Genomic DNA, 19170 nt, shown 5'->3' with positions numbered 1-19170 from the left:
GGGTTGAGGTGAAACGGGTGGCGCGGCGGCGTCAGACCTCCGATTCAGCGGCGCGCTTGGTGCGCTTGGCCGTCTTCTTCTCTGTCGCCGGCGGTGCCTCGAGCTTGTTGAACTTGACCTCGTCGCTCGCCTTGTCATAGTCGACTTCAACGGTGTCGCCGGACTTCAGCGCATCGCCCAGGATCTCCTTGGCCAGCCGCGTTTCGATGGTCTGGCGCACCTGGCGCTTGAGCTCGCGCGCCCCAAACTCGGGCTGGTAGCCGGCTTCCACCAGGTGCTCGACCAGCGGCTCGCCAAACTTGAGCGTGATGTCCTGCGCCGCCGCCGTGCGCATCACCCGATCGAGCTGGATCTGCACGATGGCGCGGATGTTCTCCTTCGACAACGCATTGAAGACGATCACTTCGTCGATGCGGTTCAGGAACTCGGGGCGGAAGTGCCCCTTCAGCACCTGCATCAACGCATCGCGCAGCGCCTTGTCGGTCTTGCGCTTGTCTTCGGGCTGCTCGAGGTTGTCCATGATGATCGACGCACCGAGGTTGCTGGTGGCGATCAGGATGGTGTTGCTGAAGTCCACCACGCGGCCCTTGCCGTCGGTCAGGCGACCGTCGTCAAACACCTGCAGCAGCACGTTGTAGACATCGGGGTGCGCCTTCTCGATTTCGTCGAGCAGGATCACGCTGTACGGGCGGCGCCGCACGCGTTCGGTCAACTGGCCGCCCTCGTCGTAACCGACGTAGCCCGGAGGCGCACCGATCAGGCGTGCGACCGCGTGGCGCTCCATGTATTCCGACATGTCGATACGGATGATCGACTGCTCGTCGCCAAACACGGTTTCGGCCAGCGCCTTTGCCAGCTCGGTCTTGCCGACGCCCGTTGGGCCGAGGAACAGGAACGTGGCGATCGGCCGGTGTGTCTGGCCAAGCCCGGCGCGCGAGAGCCGCACCGCATCGCTGACCGCCACCACCGCATCTTCCTGGCCGACCACGCGATCGCGGAGCCGCTCTTCCATCTTCAGCAGCTTCTGGCGCTCTTCCTGCGTGAGTTCCGACACCGGAATGCCCGTCAGACGCGACACCACCTCAGCCACGGCCGCCACCGTCACCTCCAGCGTTTCGGAACCGGTCTTGCGTTGCCAGGCCTCCATCTTCTCGTCGAGCGCGTTCTGCTTGGCGTTGATCTGCTCTTCAAACTGCTTGGCTTCGTCAAAGCGCTTGCGCGACGTTGCATAGTCCTGCTCACGCTTGAGCTGGGCGATTTCCGCCTCGCCTTCCTGAATCTCGACCGGGCGCGAGGTGGCCCCGATGCGCACACGCGCGGCTGCCTGGTCAATCAGGTCGATGGCCTTGTCGGGCAGGAAGCGCGAGGTGATGTAACGGTCGGCAAACTCGGCGGCGGCCACGAAGGCATCGTCAGCAAAGGTCACCTGGTGGTGTGCCTCCAGGCTGTCGCGCAGGCCGCGCAGGATGACGATGGTCTGCTCAACGCTGGGCTCCGGCACGAGCACGGGCTGGAAGCGGCGCTCGAGCGCAGCGTCCTTCTCGATGTGTTTCTGGTATTCGTTAAGCGTGGTGGCACCGATCAGGCTCAATTCGCCACGCGCAAGCGCCGGCTTGAGCACGTTGGCGATGTCCAGTCCGCCCTCGCCGCCGCCCTGCCCTGCTCCGACAATGGTGTGCAGCTCGTCGATGAACAGGATCAGTTCGCTCTGCTTGGCGGTGACCTCGTCAATCAACTGCTTGGCGCGCTCTTCGAACTCGCCGCGGTACTTCGCACCCGCCACCATCGAGTTGATGTTGACTTCCACCAGCCGCTTGCCACGCAGCACTTCCGGCACGTCGCCGTTGACGATGCGCTGCGCCAGCCCTTCCACAATGGCTGTCTTGCCAACGCCGGGCTCGCCAATCAGCACCGGGTTGTTCTTCTTGCGCCGCGCCAGCACTTCAATGGCGTTTTCAATTTCCTGTGCGCGCCCAAGCACCGGGTCGAGCTTGCCCTGCCGGGCCATCGCCGTGAGATCGCGCCCGAACTTGTCGAGCGTGGGTGTGCCGCTGGGCGTTTCCACGCGACCATCTTCCGCGCCTTTGCCCACCACCTTCACGACCTTCTGTCGCAGGGCCTCGGGCGTCACGCCGTACTTCTTGAGCAGCGCGCCCGCGATACTTTCCGGCACCGCAGCAAGGCCGATGAGCAGGTGCTCCGGCCCGACATAGGAGTGCCCCAGATCACGCGAGGCCTGAAACGCGCGCTGAAACGCCTTCTTCAAGCGCGGCGACACCGTCATCTTATCGACGGATACATCGTCATCGGTGCCGGTCTTGGCGTGCTCGTCGATATAGCGCTTGATGTCATCCGGCGAGAGCTTGAGCTCCTTGAGCAGCGCGGCGCAGACATCGGTGTCGGCCAGCACGTACAGCACGTGCTCGGTATCCAGTTCTCGCCGGTGCAGTTCGTGCGCCTTCTCGGCGGCGCGCTGCAGCAAGTCGAGGGTCTGTTCGCTGAAGGCGTCGGTGGCATCCACCGATTCGCGCGGCACCTCGGCGGCGAAGCCGGTTTCGTGTTCGCCGTCATGCCCCAGCTCGTCAAAGAAGCGCGAGAGCCCACCGCCGCCCAACAGCGAGTCGAACGGATTGAGCATGCTCTGATGCCGCATCAGTTGGCGATAGTGGTAGTCGCAAATCGAGATCGACTTGCGTTCGCCGTCTTGCACCACAGCGACGCGCGCAACGGCGGGCCGGGCATTGCAGATATCGCAGAGAGTAGACACGATGCAGCAACCTCCAAGCAGGGTGGGCGCCCCGGCACGCCTGCCTAGGAATCGCGAAGATTCCACGCAGATGGCGCCGTCCGGGCCTGTGTGCTTAAGTTAGCTGATCGACTTTTGCTCTCCAAGATACAGTTGCCGGCCCCAGACATCCGTACAGCACATCGGCGCTGTCACTGTGTCGTCATAGGGGGTGGATGGTGCTGATCTCACGCGGGATGCTGCGTGGTCACCACGTTATGTGGGGAGCACAGATGCTTGCCGGCAAAACCGCCGGCAAGCGGGTTCTGTGCAAGGTAGATGGCGGGTTCAGCGAGCGGGGGCGCGCTCGGCGAGGGCTTCCAGCAGTTCCGCGGAAGGCACGAAAAACAAACTGCCCGTGACGGCGCGGCTGTAGTCGAGCAGCTTGTCGTAGTTGCCGGGCGGCTTGCCGACGAACATGTTCTCCAGCATCTGTTCGATTGGAGCCGGAGAGCGCGCATAGCCGATGAAATACGTGCCGAACTCGCCCATGCCCGGCTTGCCGAAGGGCATGTTGTCGCGCAGGATCTTGATCTCCTTGCCATCCTCTTCGAGCGTCGTCAGCGCGCTGTGCGACCACGACGGCTTCACGCCCTCTTCCAGCTCGATGTCGGAGAGCTTCGTGCGCCCGATGATGCGTTCCTGCTGCTCGACGGTGAGCGCGTTCCAGCCGTTCATGTCGTGCAGGTATTTCTGCACCAGTACGTAGCTGCCACCCGCGAACTCGGCGTCTTCGCTGCCGATGACGGTGAAATCGACGGCCTCTTCCCCTTCCGGGTTTTCGGTGCCGTCAACAAAGCCGATCATGGCGCGCTGGTCGAAGTAGCGGAAGCCGTGCACCTCGTCGACCACCTTGACGGCATCGCCGAGCCGGCCGACCAGTTGGGTTGCCAGTTCGAAGCAGAGATCCATCTGCTCGGCGCGGATATGCAGCAGCAGGTCGCCCGGTGTCGAAACGGCAACACGGTCGCCCGAGCCGAACACGCGGAACGGATGCAGCGCAGCCGGACGCGGAGCACCGAACAACGTATCCCACGCACCTGAACTGAAGCCGCACACGCAGCTCAGGTCGCCGCCTGGCGCGCGCTTGCCCACCGAGCGGACGAGCGCCGCGACATCCCCACACCACGCGCGCACGGTGTCGGCGTGCTGAGTGCCTTCGTTGAGCGTGGCGACGATGAAGATGGCGCTGCGTGTGATTGGCGCGGCAACCGCTTGGGGTTCGGGATTCTGGGTAGGCATCTGAGTGGCATCCATGGCAATCGGAACGGCTGCGAGCGTACCAGAACCCACCTCACGTGAGTTGATAAGGCCGTTCAGGCAGGACTTCCGGCGGCACCTCAAGATCGCACAGTTCCAGCACAGACCGTTCGATGGTGCGCGCAATGGCGTCCAGCGCAAGCGCATTCGGCGCCGTGCTGAACGGCTCCGCCACTTCATTGGCAATCGCCTCCAGCGCAATGAGCGTGTATGAGATGAACACGCACAGCAGTGGCGTGAAGAACTCCGTGGAATCCACCAGGCCGAAGGGCAGCAGCATGCAGTACGCATACGCGGTGCGGTGCAGCAGCACGCCGTACGCAAACGGGATCGGGGTGGAAGCGATGCGCTCGCAGCCGCCCAACGTCTTGCCCATTTCATTGAGCTGCGCATCGACCATCCAGCGCGTCGTATCCGAGCCCGGTGTTTCCCCTTGCAGCCGCACGAGGCCGGCGCGAAGGTCGTTGAGGATGGCCGCCGGCCGGTAGTGCTTGTGCCGCAGCGCTTCAGCCCGTTCCTCACCCAGCAGGCGTGTAAGGTCCGGCGTTGGATCGGTCTTGCGCAGCTGATGCTTGAGCGCATAGACGAACGCAATCAGCGTGTTGGCCGCTTGAATGCGCTCGGCCTTTTCCGCGCCAGCCGGCAGGTAGCACAGCACCTGCGAGGTCAGCGCGCGTGAGGCAATCAGCAGATTGCCCCACAGGTGCCGCGCCTCGTCAAACCGGGCATAGCTGGCGTTGTTCCGGAACGCCAGGAAGATCGCCAGCGCGAAGCCGAACAGCGTGAACGGCGCCGTATTGAGCGGAATCTTCTCGCCCAGGATGCGCCCCTGCGTCACGACGGCCAGGCTGCTGAAGACCGCCATGAACATCAGTTGCGGAATGATGGACTGCAGCACCGAGCCGTTCCAGACGAACAGCATGCGGAACCAGTTCTCGCGCGGCCGCACAATCATGATGCTTGGTCATTCCCCTGGAAATATTGGATGGTGAAAGGGCTGTGGTCAGTGGTGATAGCCCGGATCGCCCTCGCGGACCTTGCCCCGGAAAACGCGGTACTGCATCGCGTTGTAGACCAGGATGATGGGCAGCACGATGACGGTGCCGACCAGCGCGAACAGCTGGCTCGAATGGCTCGACGAGGCCTGCCAGATGGTGAGCGACGGCGGCACGATGTTCGGCCAGATGCTGATGACCAGGCCGGTGTACCCAAGAAAGACCAGTGCCAGCGACAGGAGGAATGGTGTCGCATGGTGATGCGCGCGCCGGGTAGTGGAAAAAATGCCCCAGACGCACGCCACCACCAGAATCGGCACTGGGAGAAACCAGATGAGATTGCCGCTGCCAAACCAGCGATGTGCAACCGACGGCAGCCCGATCACCGTCCACAGGCTGACCACTGCCATGATGGCGAGCAGAATCCCCGTGAGCGGACGCATCAGCAGGCGCATCTCGTGCTGCAGGTGGCCCTCTGTCTTCATGATGAGCCAGCCGCAACCGAGCATCGCGTAGGTGAACATCACGCCGAATCCGCAGAACAGGCTGAACGGCGACAGCCAGTCGAATGCACCGCCCACAAAGCGGCCATCGGCAATCTTGATGCCCTGCAGCAGCGAGCCGAGCACGATGCCCTGGCAGAACGCCGCCAGCGCCGAACCGCAAATGAATGCGAGATCCCACAGGTTCTGCGTACGGCGCGCCTTGGCTCGCAGTTCGAACGCCGCACCGCGGAAGATCAGCCCCACCACCATCAGGATCAACGGCAGGTAGTTGGCCGGCAGCAGGGTCGAATACACCACCGGAAACGCACCATACAGCCCGGCGCCGCCCAGCACGAGAAAGGTCTCGTTGCCGTCCCACACGGGCGCCACCGTATTCATCATGACTTGCCGGTGGGCCTTGGATTCAAAGAACGGAAACAGCAGGCCGATGCCCAGGTCGAACCCGTCCAGCATCACGTACAGAAAGACACCGAACCCGATGATCCCGGCCCAAATGACAGGCAGATCGATTTGCATGGCTTTACTCCCCTTGCAGCGCGTCCAAGGCGCGGTTGTGCAACTCCGGATGCTTGCGCGATTCACCGTGCGCGTCGGCCTCGACGGGCCCGCGACGCATGAGCTTGAGCATGTAATAGACGCCCATCCCGAACACGGCGAAGTACACGATGACGAAGATCAGCAATGACACGCCAGCAAGCTGCGCGCTGACAGGCGACACCGAGTCTTCGGTGCGCAGCACGCCGTAGACCGTCCAGGGCTGGCGGCCCACCTCGGTTGTCACCCAGCCGGCAAGCAGGGCGATCAGTCCGGACGGCCCCATGCACAGGACAAAGCGCTGGAACCAGCGGGCCTCATACAGGCGGCCACCCTTTCTCAGCAGCAGCCCGAGCACGGCCGTCAGCAGCATCAGCATGCCCAGCCCCGCCATGAGCCGGAACGACCAGAACACGATCGGCGAGTAAGGGCGCTCTGCCTTCGGGAATTCCTTCAGGCCGCGGATCTCGCCGTCCCAGCTGTGCGTCAGGATCAGGCTGCCCAGATGCGGCACCTGTACCGCATAGCGCGTCACCTCGGCTTCCATGTCGGGCAGGCCGAACAGGTTGAGCGCGGTACCGCCCTTCTCGGTCTCCCAAAGGCCTTCGATTGCGGCGATCTTCGCGGGCTGGTATTCGCGGGTGTTCAGGCCATGCGCATCGCCAATGAAGATCTGGATGGGCGCGAGCAGCAGCATGAGCCACAGCGCCATCGAGAAGCTGCGCTTGACCGGCTCGTCGCGCCGGCCGCGCAGCAGGTGCCATGCCCCGCAGGCTGCGATCATGAACCCGGCAACAATGAACGCGGCAATGGTCATATGCGCCAGCCGATACGGGAACGACGGGTTGAACACCACCTTCAGCCAGTCAACCGGCACGATGCGGCCGTTCTCGATGGCGAACCCTTGCGGCGTCTGCATGAAGCTGTTCGAGGCCAGAATCCAGAACGTAGAGATCAGCGTGCCCAGCGCCACCATCAGCGTGGCAAAGAAGTGCGCACGCGGGCTGACGCGCTCCCAGCCGAACAGCACGATGCCGAGAAACCCTGCCTCCAGGAAGAACGCGGTCAGCACCTCGTAGTGCAGCAGCGGCCCGGTGATGTTGCCCGCCACCTGCGAGAAGCCGCTCCAGTTGGTGCCAAACTCATAGGCCATCACCACGCCCGACACCACGCCCATGCCGAAGCCGATGGCGAAGATCTTCGACCAGAACTGGAACATGGTCTTGTAAGCCTTGTCCCCCGTCAGCAGCCAGCGCCATTCCAGTACGGCAAGAAAGCTGGCCATACCGATGCTGATGGCAGGAAACACGATATGGAAGGACACCGTGAACGCAAACTGCAACCTTGCGAGGTGGAGTGCATCGAAGATTTCCATGATGTCTAGGGCCCCGAGTGCCAACAATAATTTGTGGGTGACGGTACCGTGCGCCCATGTCGCCCGCAATCAATTCTCGACGCGCCCAAACTGTGCTTCGCGCAACTTCTGCAAGGTGTGCATGAAAAGCGCACACGCGAGGGCAATCCGACGTGAACTGTGCTCTGCTCATGCGCAATCGGGCGGTTGACATGGCCGTTGGCATGGCCGCGCGCAGGCGCTCGCGCCCTGCAACTGTGCTCTGACCAACTCGGGGAATGTGTGCCTCACGGCCGCGCGATAACCTGCCTAACCTTGGAGGTCCATGCGCAGCCAAGAGAAACGCCATGCAGCCATGCTTCACGCCTTCCGACCACACCGGCAGCGTGCCGCGCGAGGTAATCCGTCATCGGAACGGTGCGCCCGTATCGACCACCGATCAGGTCGTTGAAGAACTGCCGGTCGCGCTCGTCTTCAACGGCATCTCGCATGCCGTGATGATGGCGACCCCCATCGACCTGGAAGCGTTTGCGCTGGGCTTTGCGCTCAGCGAGGGCATCGTCGAGCGCGCCTCGGATGTCTTCGACATCGAAACCGTGCTGCTGCCCACCAGTGCCGAGGTACAGCTCACCGTCTCGCAGCAGGCGTTCATGACACTCAAGGTCAAGCGCCGCGCGCTGGCCGGGCGCTCCGGTTGCGGCGTCTGCGGCATCGAAAGCATCGAGCTGCTGGACCTGCAGCCAACACGCCTCGAGCACGCAGGCATTGCAAACGATATTCCGGCCGACGCGGTGGAGCGTGCCGCGCGCGAGCTGCCCGAGCATCAGGTGCTGATGCTCCAGACCGGCGGCATTCATGCCGCGGCATGGTGCTCGCGTGATGGCGCCGTGCTCCACGTGTTTGAAGACGTCGGCCGCCACAACGCACTCGACAAGCTGATCGGCCAGCTCGCCCGCAAGCGCATCGACCCCCGCACGGGGTTCGTCTTCCTCTCCAGCCGCGCCAGCTATGAACTGGTCCGCAAGGCCGCGCGCATGCAGATTCCCATGATCGCGACCATCTCCGCTCCCACCTCGCTTGCGATTCAGATTGCACAGCAGGCCGGCATCCGGCTCCTCGGCTTTTGCCGTGGAAGCGGCTTTGTCGAGTACACCTCGCCCAGCGCCGAAGCGCCGGCTCACACCCCGGCGCCCGAGATGGCGTGCTGCGTTTCCCACTGATGCGGCAACGCTCATGGAGCATAGCGATGACACCTACCCGAGACCAGGCCGACACCGCCCCCGAACACGGCGAAGCCACTGACGATCCAACGGCACCGCTCATCGACCGGAAGCTGAACATCACGGCCGGCTTCGAGGTGCGCCTGCAATACGAGCCGATCGACGTGCAAGCCGAAATCGAACCGATCATGCGCAACCCGAAAGTCGGTGCGGTCGTGAACTTTGTCGGCGTCGTGCGCGAGTCCGGAGACCTCGACGAGGTGGTCGCGCTTGAGCTGGAACACTACCCCGGCATGACCGAGCAGACGCTCTGGAGCCTGATCGAAGAAGCCGCCGCCCGATGGCAGGTGGAAGCCGTGAAGGTCGTCCACCGTGTGGGCCGCATTGCGCTGGGTAACCCCGTGGTGCTGGTTGCCGTGGCGGCCCCGCATCGCGCGTCCGCTTTCGATGCCTGCGAGTTCCTGATGGATTTTCTCAAGACGCATGCACCGTTCTGGAAAAAGGAAATCGTGCGCAGCGGCGCATCGGAATGGGTCGAAGCCAAGACCGGCGACGAACAAGCCATGAAGCGGTGGGGATGACCGCGGCCATGAAACTCACCATCAAGTATTTCGCCAGCATCCGCGAGCATCTGGGCACGGCGCAAGAAACGATCGACATCGACGCCGCCGAGCTGTCCGTCGATGCGCTGCGCGCCAGCCTCGCCGCGAGAAACGCGCAGTCGGCCGAAGCGCTGCGCATCGGCAGGCCGGTCCGGGCCGCCGTCAATAAGGAAATCGTCGACGGCTCGTTCGTTGTGCGCGAGGATTGCGAGGTCGCGTTCTTTCCGCCCGTCACCGGCGGCTGACACGCCGCCGGCACGTGGCGGCGTTCATCGGTCACACAGGGCGACAAGCTTGCCGACCGTGATCACCGCCTGCTCGATTTCGTTCGTCCATGTGCTGCTGTAGTTGAGGCGGATGTAGTTCCGGTACGCATCGGAAATCGAGAACATGTAGCCAGGCCCGATGGTGATGCCGCGCTCCAGCGCCAGTTGATACAGGCGCATCGCATCCACCTTGGGCGGCAGCTCGACCCACAGCACGTATCCGCCCGCGGGGCTCGACATGCGCGTGCCCGCGGGAAAGAAACGCGAGACCATCGCCCGCATCAGGTTGGCCTGCTGCGCATAGGCCTTGCGAATGCGCCGCAGGTGATGCTCGTAGCCGTCGTGCTCCAGATACTCGGCGATCGCCAGCTGCGGGATGGACGGCGTGGTGAGCGTGTTCAGAAACTTGAGCTTCTCGACCTGGTCGCGATAACGCCCTGGCAGCGCCCAGCCGATCCGGTACGCGGCGGTCAGGCTTTTCGAGAACGACGAGCAATGCAGCACGATCCCCTTCTTGTCGTAAGACTTCAGGCTGCTCGGGTGCGCGTTGCCGTAATACAGCTCGTTGTAGACGCCGTTCTCAATCACGGGAATGTCCATCCGCGTGAGAAATTCCACCAGCTCGCGCTTGCGCTCATCGGGCATCTGGAAACCCAGCGGGTTCTGGAAGTTGGGCATCACCATGCAGGCTGCAATCGGCTGCGACTTCACGATCGCGGCCAGCGCCGCGATGTCGATGCCGTACTCCGGATCCGTTGCCACCTCGATCGCCTTCATCCCCATCCGCTCGATAGCGTGGAGCATGGCGTAGAACGTGGGCGACTCCACCGCAATCACATCACCCGGCTTGGCAACCGCCTGGAGGCACAGGTTGATGGCCTCAGTCGCGCCCACCGTGACGATGATCTCGTTTGGGTCGACCGACAGGCCGTTTTCCAGGTAGCGGCGGGCGATCTGGCGCACGAGCCGCGGATGCCCGGGCGGCAGCGCACCCGTGACACCCCAGAGCCCCTTCTCGCGCCCAGCCGTATAGGCGTAGCGATTGAGCTTTTCGAACGGAAACAGCGCCGGGTCCGGGTACGGCGAGCCCAGCGGCACAGCGTCGTGCGAGCCGATCGAGCGCAACGTCGAGAGCACCAGCCGGCTGACGTCCACCGACGACGAAATCGCCATCGGCTTGGACGGCTGCAGCTCGCGCATGGGCAGCTCGCCGCTGCCGCGCTGCAGGTTCACGAAGTAGCCCGATTGCGGCCGGCTTACCAGCAGGCCCCGGCTTTCCAGCAGCAGGTAGGCGTGCAGCACGGTCGTGATGCTGATGCGGTGCTGCTGGCTGGCCTGGCGCACGGAAGGAATGCGATCCCCATGCCGGTAGACCCCTTGCCGGATCAGCTTTTCGAGATCGTCCGCGAACTTTTCATAGAGTTTCATCGGGCGCTCCCCTGTGGCTGTCCGCCGCGCGCGTCTGTACTCCGTCTGATGTGGCCCACGACTGTGCTCCCTTGGCGGCCTGTCCGACCCTCAAGGGGGTGGAATCGGCCACATGTGTATTCGATGTGGGAAGCGTAAAGGCACAGTGCCGCCCGTTATGAGCACACATCACAACCGCATGGAAGAGTACAGTTTTACGCGAACTCTGAACTGATTGCCAACTGTATTTCGATCGAGTTCTGCGGTTTATGGATCATATTTTCGGCGGCGTTTCAGAAGAATCGCTGGCGGACAGCTCGTCTGCCTCATCGTCGGACATGGGATAGCGATGCTGGCCGAAACGCAGCACCAGCACCCCGACGGCCAGCAGGACGATGCCGACCGTCGTCATCAGCATGTGCGTGGGGCTGTCGGTGACGCCGCGCAGGATCAGGTCTCGCGCCAGCGATGCCATGGCGATGTACAGCGGAAACCGGACCGGAAGATGCCCCTGGCGCAGGTACCGCACGTTCATGGCCAGCACCTCCAGATAGAGGAACATCAGCAGCAGATCGGTCAGCGAGACATCGCCGGTGAGGACCACCTTCCAAGCCTCCTGCCCCATGGCAAAGGCAGTGGCCAACCCGATGAGGACCAGGCCGGCGAGTTCGGCGGCATTCAGGAAACGGTCGAAACTGCGGCGAATGCGACGGGCCACGAGCGGCGGCAAGTGCGGGGTCTTCATGGGCAGGCGCGGCACACGCGAGAGTGAAACCTGCCTTGCAGCGTATCGTGCAGGACACCCAGCGATAGACACAGCTCGCCTGATCTGCGCGAAGTACAGGCCAATCGGTTACGCCGTTGTACAGCGCTCCAATAACGGCATTGCCATCAGGCTGGCGCGACGGCCATCAGCACAACGGCAACTAAAGTGACGGGATAGACATCGTCATCAATGCCCTCTTCTGCGCGTATCCCATCATGCACTTCGCCCACACCGTGGCGCACAGCGCCATGTCTTCAACGATCTGAAGACGTTGCTGGCGAAGGCAGCCCGGCGCGCTCCGGCGATGACTTGGCAGGGCTCGCCGCCGCCAGCGAGGGCGAGCGCGTGGTTACCCGGCTTGCCGAACATCACAACCCGTGACACACTGCCTGCCGCTGCCCTCACCGGCAGCACGCAGGCGCGGCTGGCGCACCAACGACAGCCGCAACACGCCGCAGGAGAGACCGGGCTGAAACGACCGCCCGGCGCCGATGGAGCAACCACCCCGGAAACTCTCAGGCAAAAGGACTGTGGCGTCGACTGCGAATCTGGAGAGAGGCGCGCATCACGCACGCCCACCGAAGGGGAAGGCACCAGCGCAGCGGGTGCCCAAGCTCTCAGGTCCCAAGACAGATGGGGTGAGCCGGCCGGATCGTCCGGTCATGACACCACTCCATAGGGACCGCCATGACGCACATCGTCATCGTCGGCGCCGGCATCTCCGGCGTCACCACCGCTTACACACTCTCGCAACTCGGCTATCAGGTCACGGTGCTCGACCGGCATCTGTACCCGGCCATGGAAACCTCGTTCGCCAACGGCGGGCAGCTTTCCGCCAGCAACGCCGAAGTCTGGAACAGCACGGGTACGCTGCTCAAGGGCATCAAGTGGATGCTGCGCAAGGACGCGCCGCTGCTGCTCAATCCCAAGCCGTCGTGGCACAAGGTTTCGTGGATCGGCGAGTTCATGGCCGGCATCGCGCACTACCGTCGCAACACCATCGAAACCACGCGCATGGCCATCGAGGCGCGCCAGCACCTGTTTGCAATGGCCGAGCGCGAACAGATCGATTTCGACCTGCAGCGGCGCGGCATCCTGCACGTCTATCACGACAAGGCGACCTTCACGGCCGCGGGCAAGGCCAATGCGCTGCTGGTTGCCGGCGGGCTGGAGCGCCACGCCGTGAGCCCCGAAGAGATCGCCGCCATCGAGCCCACGCTGCGCGGCAACTACTACGGCGGCTACTTCACGGAGTCCGACGCCACCGGCGACATCCATAAGTTCACGCGCGGCCTCGCGCAGGCCTGTGAAAAGCGCGGCGTGCGCTTCATGCAGGGCGTGGACGTACGCGACGTGCAAACCACCGAACGCGGCGTCCGCCTCCTGCTGCAGACCACGCTGGACGATCGCCTCTCCACCAGCGCCGCGAATGTCGTACAGGATCTTTCCGCCGATGCGCTGGTCGTGTGCGCGGGCGTTGGCAGCCGGCATGTCGCGCAGATGGTGGGAGACCGCATCAACGTGTATCCGGTCAAGGGCTACTCGATCACCGTGCACCTGGACGACGAGGCCAGCGTGCAAGGCGCGCCGTGGGTCAGCCTGCTGGATGAGAGCGCCAAAATCGTCACGAGCCGCCTGGGCGCGGGCCGCTTCCGCGTGGCCGGCACCGCCGAGTTCAACGGCTACAACCGTGACATCCGTGCGGACCGGATCGAACCGCTGGTGGCCTGGACGCGCCGCAACTTTGCGATCGGCACGTCGCGCGTGGTGCCCTGGGCCGGCCTGCGCCCGATGATGCCCGACATGATGCCGCGCGTCGGCCGCGGGCGGCATGCGCGCGTGTTCTACAACACGGGCCACGGGCACCTGGGGTGGACGCTGTCCGGCGCCACCGCAGCCATGATCGGTAACGTCATCGCCCGCGACTGCCCGCTGCACTGATCACCGCAAAGAAAAAAAGCCCGCCAGAATTTCGGCGGGCTTTTTTTGGTGTGGCGCTGGTCAATAACCGGCAGCCAACCCCGTGTTGCGGCGCGGATCATTCGCGCCATAGAACTTGTTGTTGCCGACCGGCTTGCCGCCCAGCGACGGCGCCCCGACGATGATCGCGGCCAGATGGTTGGCCGGTTGCGGTGCACCCAGGTTGTGGCCCATGTCGGTCAGCACCTTGCGCGTATCCGGCGACAGTGCATACGGCTCGACATTGGTCACGTCCGGCAGCCATTGCTGGTGGAAGCGCGGCATGTCGACCGATTCCTGCACGTTCATGCCGTAGTCGATGGCGTTGATCATGGTCAGCATGACGGCCGTGATGATGCGGCTGCCACCCGGCGTGCCCACCACCATGACGGGCTTGCCGTCCTTGGTGACGATCGTCGGGCTCATCGACGACAGCGGGCGCTTGCCCGGGGCGATCGAGTTGGCCTCCCCCTGCACCAAACCGTACAGGTTCGGCACGCCGACCTTGGCGGTGAAGTCGTCCATTTCGTCGTTCAGGATCACGCCCGTCTTGGCAGCCGTGACCTTGGCGCCAAACCAGTCGTTGAGCGTGTACGTGACGGACACCGCGTTGCCGTACTTGTCGGCAATCGAGTAGTGCGTCGTGTTGCTGCCTTCATGCGGCTCGACGCCCGGCTTGATGTCCTTCGACACGCCGGCCTTCTTCGGGTCGATCACGGCACGGATCTTGGCCGCGTAGTCCTTGCTCAGCAGTCGGTCCAGCGGGTTCTTCACGAAGTCCGGGTCGCCCAGGTAGCTGTTGCGGTCCACATAGGCGTGGCGCATGGCTTCGATCTGGTAGTGCGTGGCCTGCGCGGAGTGCCAGCCCAGTTCCTTGAGCGGATAGCCCTCCAGAATGTTCAGCATTTCGCAGATGATCACGCCGCCCGAGCTCGGGGGCGGTGCGGACACCACGTGGTAGCCACGGTAATCGCACTCGACCGGTGCCAGTTCGCGCGTCTTGTAGCTCGTCAGGTCTGCAGTCGTGATCAGACCGCCGCCCGCCTTGCTCGATGCAGCAATGGCTTCGCCGACCCAGCCCTTGTAGAAGCCGTCGGTGCCCTTGTTGCTGATCTCGCGCAGCGTCTTGGCCAAGTCACGCTGCACCAGCTTCTCGCCCACCTGGAACGGCTGGCCCTTGTTCAGGAAGATCGCGCCGGAAGCGGCGTCTTCCTGGAAGTCCTTGGTGGAGGTGTGCAGCATGTCGACGTCACCCTGGTCGAGGGTGAAGCCCTTCTCGGCCAGCGCGATGGACGGCGCGATCAGTGCAGCGCGTTGCATGGTGCCGTACTTCTGGCGCGCGTATTCCATGCCCGACACGGTGCCCGGCACGCCCACGGCCAGATGGCCCTTGGTGGACGCACCCTTGATGACGTTGCCGTCCTTGTCCAGGTACATGTTGGCGGTGGCGGCCTTCGGGGCGACTTCACGGAAGTCGAGGAAGGTCTTGCGGCCATCGGCCAGCTGGATGGTCATGAAACCGCCGCCGCCGAGGTTGCCGGCTGCCGGATAGACCACGGCCAGTGCGTAGCCCACGGCCACTGCGGCATCCACGGCATTGCCGCCGCGCTTGAGCACATCCACGCCGACCATGGTGGCGAGATGCTGGGCCGAGACGACCATGCCGTTTTCTGCGGCAACCGGTGCCACGGATGCGGCTTGGGCGGGGGCCACAGTCGTGAGGCTGAGTGAAACGATTGCGGCGGCGATCCACCGCATGCCTGTTCTTGGATTCTGCATAGGAGCTCCTTTTCTTCCTTCCTGGACGCCGGTTGTGCCGGCGTGCGCGTTATCGGCGCGCGAACCTTATCAAGCGGCGCGCCGGCGCACTATAGCCTCATCCCCGTATTGACGCATTACGCCGGCAGTGGAACGGCCTGCAGTGCTAGGCCAGCGGCACTTCGAGCCCGACCTTTACCCGGTTGAGCACCACTGCCGTGCGATACCACTTGATGTTGTCGTTGTCGTCGAACAGGCGGCGCGCCAGGGCCTCGTACTCCGTCATCGTGGCCACGTTCAGGATGAGGACGAAGTCTGCCTCGCCGGTCACGTAGTAGCACTGCTGGACCTCCGGCCCGGACAGCGCCTTCTTGAGCGCCGCCATCGCCGCAGTATTGGTGCGTTCGGCATGCACCTCGACGATCACGGTGATGGGCTTGCCCACCCGCTCAGGGTCCACCACCGCCACGTTGCCGACGATGATGCCGGCCTCCTCCATCCGCTTGATGCGCCGCTGCACCGCCGCCGTCGACAGGTTCACCTGCTCGCCGATCACGCGCAGCGGCGTGGTGTAGCAACGCTGCACGGCGTTGAGGATGGCGATATCGAAGGCATCCAGTTCGAGCGATTTCTGTGCGGCCATGGCGGGCTTCCAGTGAGAATTTTTTGCGCGGAGCTGCGCAGAATAGTGCAATTTCCCCCACTGGGGCGCCGTGGTTTTTCGCAGTGGCCTTCAATCCGCCGCAGGAAACGGCGGGGCGCGCCGCCGCACCGGCTGCGCCTTCACGATGGCGGTGTTGGTCTCGGCGTGATCGGCCACGCGGTCGAGAATGTGGTCGAGCTGGTCGATCGAGCGCACGTATAGCCGGGCGATGAAGCAGTCCTCACCCGTGACCTTGTCGCATTCCCCAATCTCGGGAATCTCTTCGATCAGCTTCTGCACGATATGCAGCTTGCCGGGCATGGGCCGCACCCGCACGATGGCCTGCAGCGGGTAGCCCAGCGCATTCGGGTCGATGTCGACCGTGTACTGGCGAATCACGCCGCGTTCCTCCAGTCGCCGCAGCCGCTCCGACACGCTCGGGGACGACAGCCCCACCTGCTCGGCCAACTGCTTGAGCGAGATACGGGAATCGCTCAGCAGGACATCGAGAATCCGCTGGTCCAGCGCGTCAATCGTGCTCATCGCACCTCCAGATGGCGATTTACCTTATTTATAAAAAAACTACGACCATTTTGCCTTAGAAAAGCAATGGAAGCCGGGCGATCCACATGCGATCCTTCATGCATCCAACGCACAAGGTGGCAGGCATGAACGAGAAGACACGCGGCACGGTCGAGATGACCACCGCCATGACGATTTCCGGAACGATCGGCTGGTTCGTGGTCCGCTCGGGCCAGCCGGTCATGGACGTGGTGTTCTGGCGCTGCCTGTTCGGCGCGCTCACGCTCCTGGCGGTGTGTGCGGGGCTGGGGCTGCTGCGGGGTGCCATCACCTGGCGGCGTGCGGGCATTGCCGCACTGGGCGGCGTGGCCATCGTCATCAACTGGCTGCTGCTGTTTGCGGCGTATCCGCGGGCGTCCATTTCGATTGCCACGGCGGTCTACAACACGCAGCCGTTCATGCTGGTCGGACTCGGAGCGCTGTTTCTGTCAGAGAAGCTGACGGCGGCCAAGCTCACGTGGCTGGCCATCGCCTTCATCGGTGTGGTGCTGATCGTGCAGGTGGGGCCGGCCGCCAGCGCGGGCACCGATTACCTGATGGGGATTGCACTGGCGCTGGGCGCGGCGTTTGCGTATGCGGTGGCCGCCATCATCACCAAGAAGCTCGCCGGCACGCCGCCGCACCTGATCGCGCTCATCCAGGTGTGCGTGGGTGTGCTGATGCTGGCGCCGCTGGCCAACCTGTCGCATCCGCCGGCGGATGCGCACACGTGGGTGATCCTCGTCACGGTGGGCGTGGTGCACACGGGCCTCATGTACATCCTGCTCTACGGCGCCATCCAGCGGCTGCCGACGCATCTGACGGGGTCGCTGTCGTTCATTTACCCCATCGTTGCCATCGCGGTGGACATCGTTGCCTTCGGCCATCGGCTGCAGCTGGCGCAGTTCCTGGGCGCCGGGGCGATCCTGCTGGCGGCGGCAGGCATGAACCTGGGCTGGTCGCCGTATCGGTGGTTGCGAGCGGGGAAATCCGCCGCCGTCAAATAATGCAATGGGCTGCAGCATTTCGAACAGGAGTGGGCGGCCCAACTGCTGTTATTCTTGTGCGTTATCCGCTGGCGCCAGACGCGCCCTGCGTCTGCCTCTCTCCCCCTTGGCAGCCGGCGGACAAAAAAACCAAGACATACGTACAAGATGAAGGAAGGTCACCCGCCGGGCCCGGGCCGCGAAGCCGCGATCGCCTGGATCCTGGAACAAATGCAAACCTACGATTTGTCCGTCGAAGATTTGCAGACGCACGGTTGCTTTGACGCGCCGCCTCCGCCGCCCGCACCCGTCGGTCCGCTCTATATGAGCGCCGATGGCCAGCGCTGGGACGGCATCGGCGACATGCCCGACTGGCTGCAGCGCGCGGTCAACGCCGGCCAGAGCATCGAACATTTCCGCATCGGCTGATGCCCGCGCCGCGCAGGTACGCGGGTTGCGTGGTTGTGGGTGCAAGCGCCGCCGGTCTATCGATCTGACACTGCATCACCGGGCGGCGCTCCAACCCAACGGAGGACGTCATCATGCCGGAACGCAAAACCGTGGAACGTGCGCGCGCCGACAAGCGCCACGGCAAGGCCGCCTCGACCCAGGCGGGCAACTTCGTGAAGGAAGAGATGGATCACATCCGCGAGGGCAAGCACGGTGCGAAAAACACCAAGCAGGCCATCGCGATCGGGCTGTCCAAGGCGCGCCGCGCCGGCGTTGCCGTCAAGCCGCCCGGGGAAGGCAAAGCCTCGGCAGCCACGCGCAAGAAGGCCGCCCAGGACATGAAGGCGGGCAGCAAGAAGAGCAGCCATGCCAGCGCCAGCAAGGAATCGACCGCCAAGCGCAGCAAGACCACGACGCGCACGCTGAAGAAGGAAGGCCACGCGGCGGCGTCCAAGTCGGCGTTGTCCAAGCAGGCCCATAGCGCGGCATCCAAGCGGTCGAGCAGCGAGCGCTCTGCCGCAGCCAAGAAGGGGGCCGCAACCAAGGGCGCGGCGGGCCGGTCGGCAGCCGCCAAGAAGGCCGCCCGTACACGCGCGTCGCACCACGCCAAGTAAATCTTTCCTGTTCTCTGCCTGAAGGCGGCCCGCTTGGGTCGCCTTTTTTTTGCTGCTGGTTTACCCGCCCCAAAAAAAAATCTGTTCTCCGTGTCAGGAACGCGCACGTGCCCCGACGAAGTTGCACGGAACACGCATGCGCATGCCGCAATGCACCGTACGGCAAGGGCTTTCGCCCGTCTGCCGTTCAACGACACCTGTTCACTCAAGGAGAACGCAAATGAAACAACACGCCATGATCGCCGCCGCTCTGGGTAGCCTGCTCGCGCTGGGCGCACTGTCCACCCCGGTACAGGCCGCCGACGCCGCCGGCAAGGAAAAATGCTACGGCGTGGCGAAGGCCGGCCAGAACGATTGCGCCAGCCCCGGCAGCGCCCACGCCTGTGCTGGCCAGTCGAAGATCGACAAGGACCCGACCTCGTGGAAATACGTGCCCGCCGGCACCTGCATGCAGATGGGCGGCATGATGCAGGCCCCGGCCAAGTAACGCCGCGCCAGTCGGGT

General features: G+C 64.0%; 17 protein-coding genes, 2 pseudogenes and 1 riboswitch. Of the genes and pseudogenes, 9 read left to right on the top strand and 10 right to left on the bottom strand.

The genetic code is table 11. The annotated features are described in order from the left end of the window. Window positions 1-31: 31 nt before the first annotated feature. The 5 genes and pseudogenes from NG900_RS25860 to NG900_RS25840 all read right to left on the bottom strand — a co-directional run bounded on the left by NG900_RS25860 (window position 32) and on the right by NG900_RS25840 (window position 7455). Window positions 32-2767, bottom strand: coding sequence for an ATP-dependent Clp protease ATP-binding subunit (locus tag NG900_RS25860; RefSeq protein ID WP_252685150.1), 2736 nt, complete (start codon window positions 2765-2767; stop codon window positions 32-34). 318 nt (window positions 2768-3085) lie between these two features. Further along, window positions 3086-4027, bottom strand: a pseudogene (locus NG900_RS25855) (Dyp-type peroxidase); the annotation flags it as partial. Between the two features lie 52 nt (window positions 4028-4079). Continuing rightward, window positions 4080-5000, bottom strand: coding sequence for a bestrophin family protein (locus NG900_RS25850; RefSeq protein WP_252685148.1), 921 nt, complete (start codon window positions 4998-5000; stop codon window positions 4080-4082). A 48-nt stretch (window positions 5001-5048) separates the two neighbouring features. After that, complete coding sequence (gene cydB / locus NG900_RS25845) at window positions 5049-6062, bottom strand: cytochrome d ubiquinol oxidase subunit II (RefSeq protein WP_252685146.1); 1014 nt, start codon at window positions 6060-6062, stop codon at window positions 5049-5051. A gap of 4 nt (window positions 6063-6066) precedes the next feature. Next, window positions 6067-7455, bottom strand: a complete 1389-nt coding sequence (locus NG900_RS25840; RefSeq protein ID WP_252685144.1) for a cytochrome ubiquinol oxidase subunit I — start codon at window positions 7453-7455, stop codon at window positions 6067-6069. Between the two features lie 326 nt (window positions 7456-7781). Between NG900_RS25840 and fdhD the strand changes: the two genes are divergently transcribed. The 3 genes from fdhD to moaD are packed head-to-tail and all read left to right on the top strand — an operon-like array spanning window position 7782 to window position 9501. Beyond that, a complete protein-coding gene (fdhD, locus tag NG900_RS25835) occupies window positions 7782-8654 on the top strand; it encodes a formate dehydrogenase accessory sulfurtransferase FdhD (protein WP_252685142.1) in 873 nt (290 codons plus the stop codon). A 26-nt stretch (window positions 8655-8680) separates the two neighbouring features. Next, window positions 8681-9235 carry a molybdenum cofactor biosynthesis protein MoaE gene (locus NG900_RS25830; protein WP_252685140.1) on the top strand — a complete coding sequence of 185 codons (555 nt, stop codon included), beginning with the start codon at window positions 8681-8683 and terminating at the stop codon, window positions 9233-9235. 8 nt (window positions 9236-9243) lie between these two features. Beyond that, complete coding sequence (gene moaD, locus NG900_RS25825) at window positions 9244-9501, top strand: molybdopterin converting factor subunit 1 (protein WP_252685138.1); 258 nt, start codon at window positions 9244-9246, stop codon at window positions 9499-9501. Window positions 9502-9525: 24 nt separating this feature from the next. Here the strand turns inward: moaD and NG900_RS25820 are convergent, their stop codons facing one another. Together NG900_RS25820 and NG900_RS25815 are read right to left on the bottom strand one after the other, a co-directional pair. Next, window positions 9526-10950: an aminotransferase-like domain-containing protein gene (locus tag NG900_RS25820; RefSeq protein ID WP_252685136.1), complete on the bottom strand. Its 1425-nt coding sequence runs from the start codon at window positions 10948-10950 to the stop codon at window positions 9526-9528. 253 nt (window positions 10951-11203) lie between these two features. Beyond that, entirely contained in the window at window positions 11204-11674 is a 471-nt protein-coding gene (locus tag NG900_RS25815) for a phosphate-starvation-inducible protein PsiE (RefSeq protein WP_252685134.1), read from the bottom strand. Window positions 11675-11910: 236 nt separating this feature from the next. Between NG900_RS25815 and eutB the strand changes: the two are divergent. Both eutB and NG900_RS25805 read left to right on the top strand, forming a co-directional pair. After that, window positions 11911-12058: pseudogene (eutB, locus tag NG900_RS25810) on the top strand (ethanolamine ammonia-lyase subunit EutB); the annotation flags it as partial. 82 nt (window positions 12059-12140) lie between these two features. Beyond that, a riboswitch (glycine riboswitch) is annotated at window positions 12141-12236 on the top strand. Between the two features lie 146 nt (window positions 12237-12382). Further along, complete coding sequence (locus NG900_RS25805; protein ID WP_252685132.1) at window positions 12383-13636, top strand: D-amino acid dehydrogenase; 1254 nt, start codon at window positions 12383-12385, stop codon at window positions 13634-13636. Window positions 13637-13696: 60 nt separating this feature from the next. Here NG900_RS25805 and ggt read toward each other — a convergent pair whose 3' ends face one another. From ggt to NG900_RS25790, 3 genes are all read right to left on the bottom strand, one after another. Then, entirely contained in the window at window positions 13697-15412 is a 1716-nt protein-coding gene (gene ggt / locus NG900_RS25800; RefSeq protein ID WP_252685130.1) for a gamma-glutamyltransferase, read from the bottom strand. A gap of 166 nt (window positions 15413-15578) precedes the next feature. Then, window positions 15579-16055 (bottom strand): Lrp/AsnC family transcriptional regulator, encoded by a 477-nt coding sequence (locus NG900_RS25795; protein ID WP_252685128.1) that lies wholly within the window; start codon window positions 16053-16055, stop codon window positions 15579-15581. Window positions 16056-16145: 90 nt separating this feature from the next. Continuing rightward, a complete protein-coding gene (locus tag NG900_RS25790; RefSeq protein ID WP_252685126.1) occupies window positions 16146-16598 on the bottom strand; it encodes an Lrp/AsnC family transcriptional regulator in 453 nt (150 codons plus the stop codon). 125 nt (window positions 16599-16723) lie between these two features. Here NG900_RS25790 and NG900_RS25785 point away from each other — a divergent pair, with 125 nt between their 5' ends. From NG900_RS25785 to NG900_RS25770, 4 genes are all read left to right on the top strand, one after another. Further along, entirely contained in the window at window positions 16724-17623 is a 900-nt protein-coding gene (locus NG900_RS25785) for a DMT family transporter (RefSeq protein WP_252685124.1), read from the top strand. Window positions 17624-17770: 147 nt separating this feature from the next. Further along, window positions 17771-18031, top strand: coding sequence for an H-NS family nucleoid-associated regulatory protein (locus NG900_RS25780; RefSeq protein WP_252685122.1), 261 nt, complete (start codon window positions 17771-17773; stop codon window positions 18029-18031). Window positions 18032-18144: 113 nt separating this feature from the next. Next, window positions 18145-18666, top strand: a complete 522-nt coding sequence (locus NG900_RS25775; RefSeq protein WP_252685120.1) for a DNA-binding protein — start codon at window positions 18145-18147, stop codon at window positions 18664-18666. Between the two features lie 220 nt (window positions 18667-18886). Then, the gene (locus NG900_RS25770; RefSeq protein WP_252685118.1) at window positions 18887-19153 is read left to right on the top strand and encodes a BufA1 family periplasmic bufferin-type metallophore; all 267 of its coding nucleotides are present in this window, start codon (window positions 18887-18889) and stop codon (window positions 19151-19153) included. The last annotated feature ends 17 nt before the right edge of the window (window positions 19154-19170 follow it).

Origin of the sequence: Ralstonia soli (genome assembly GCF_023955655.1) — a bacterium.
Classification (GTDB): Bacteria; Pseudomonadota; Gammaproteobacteria; order Burkholderiales; family Burkholderiaceae; genus Ralstonia; species Ralstonia soli.
This window is presented reverse-complemented; position numbering and strand designations above follow the sequence as displayed.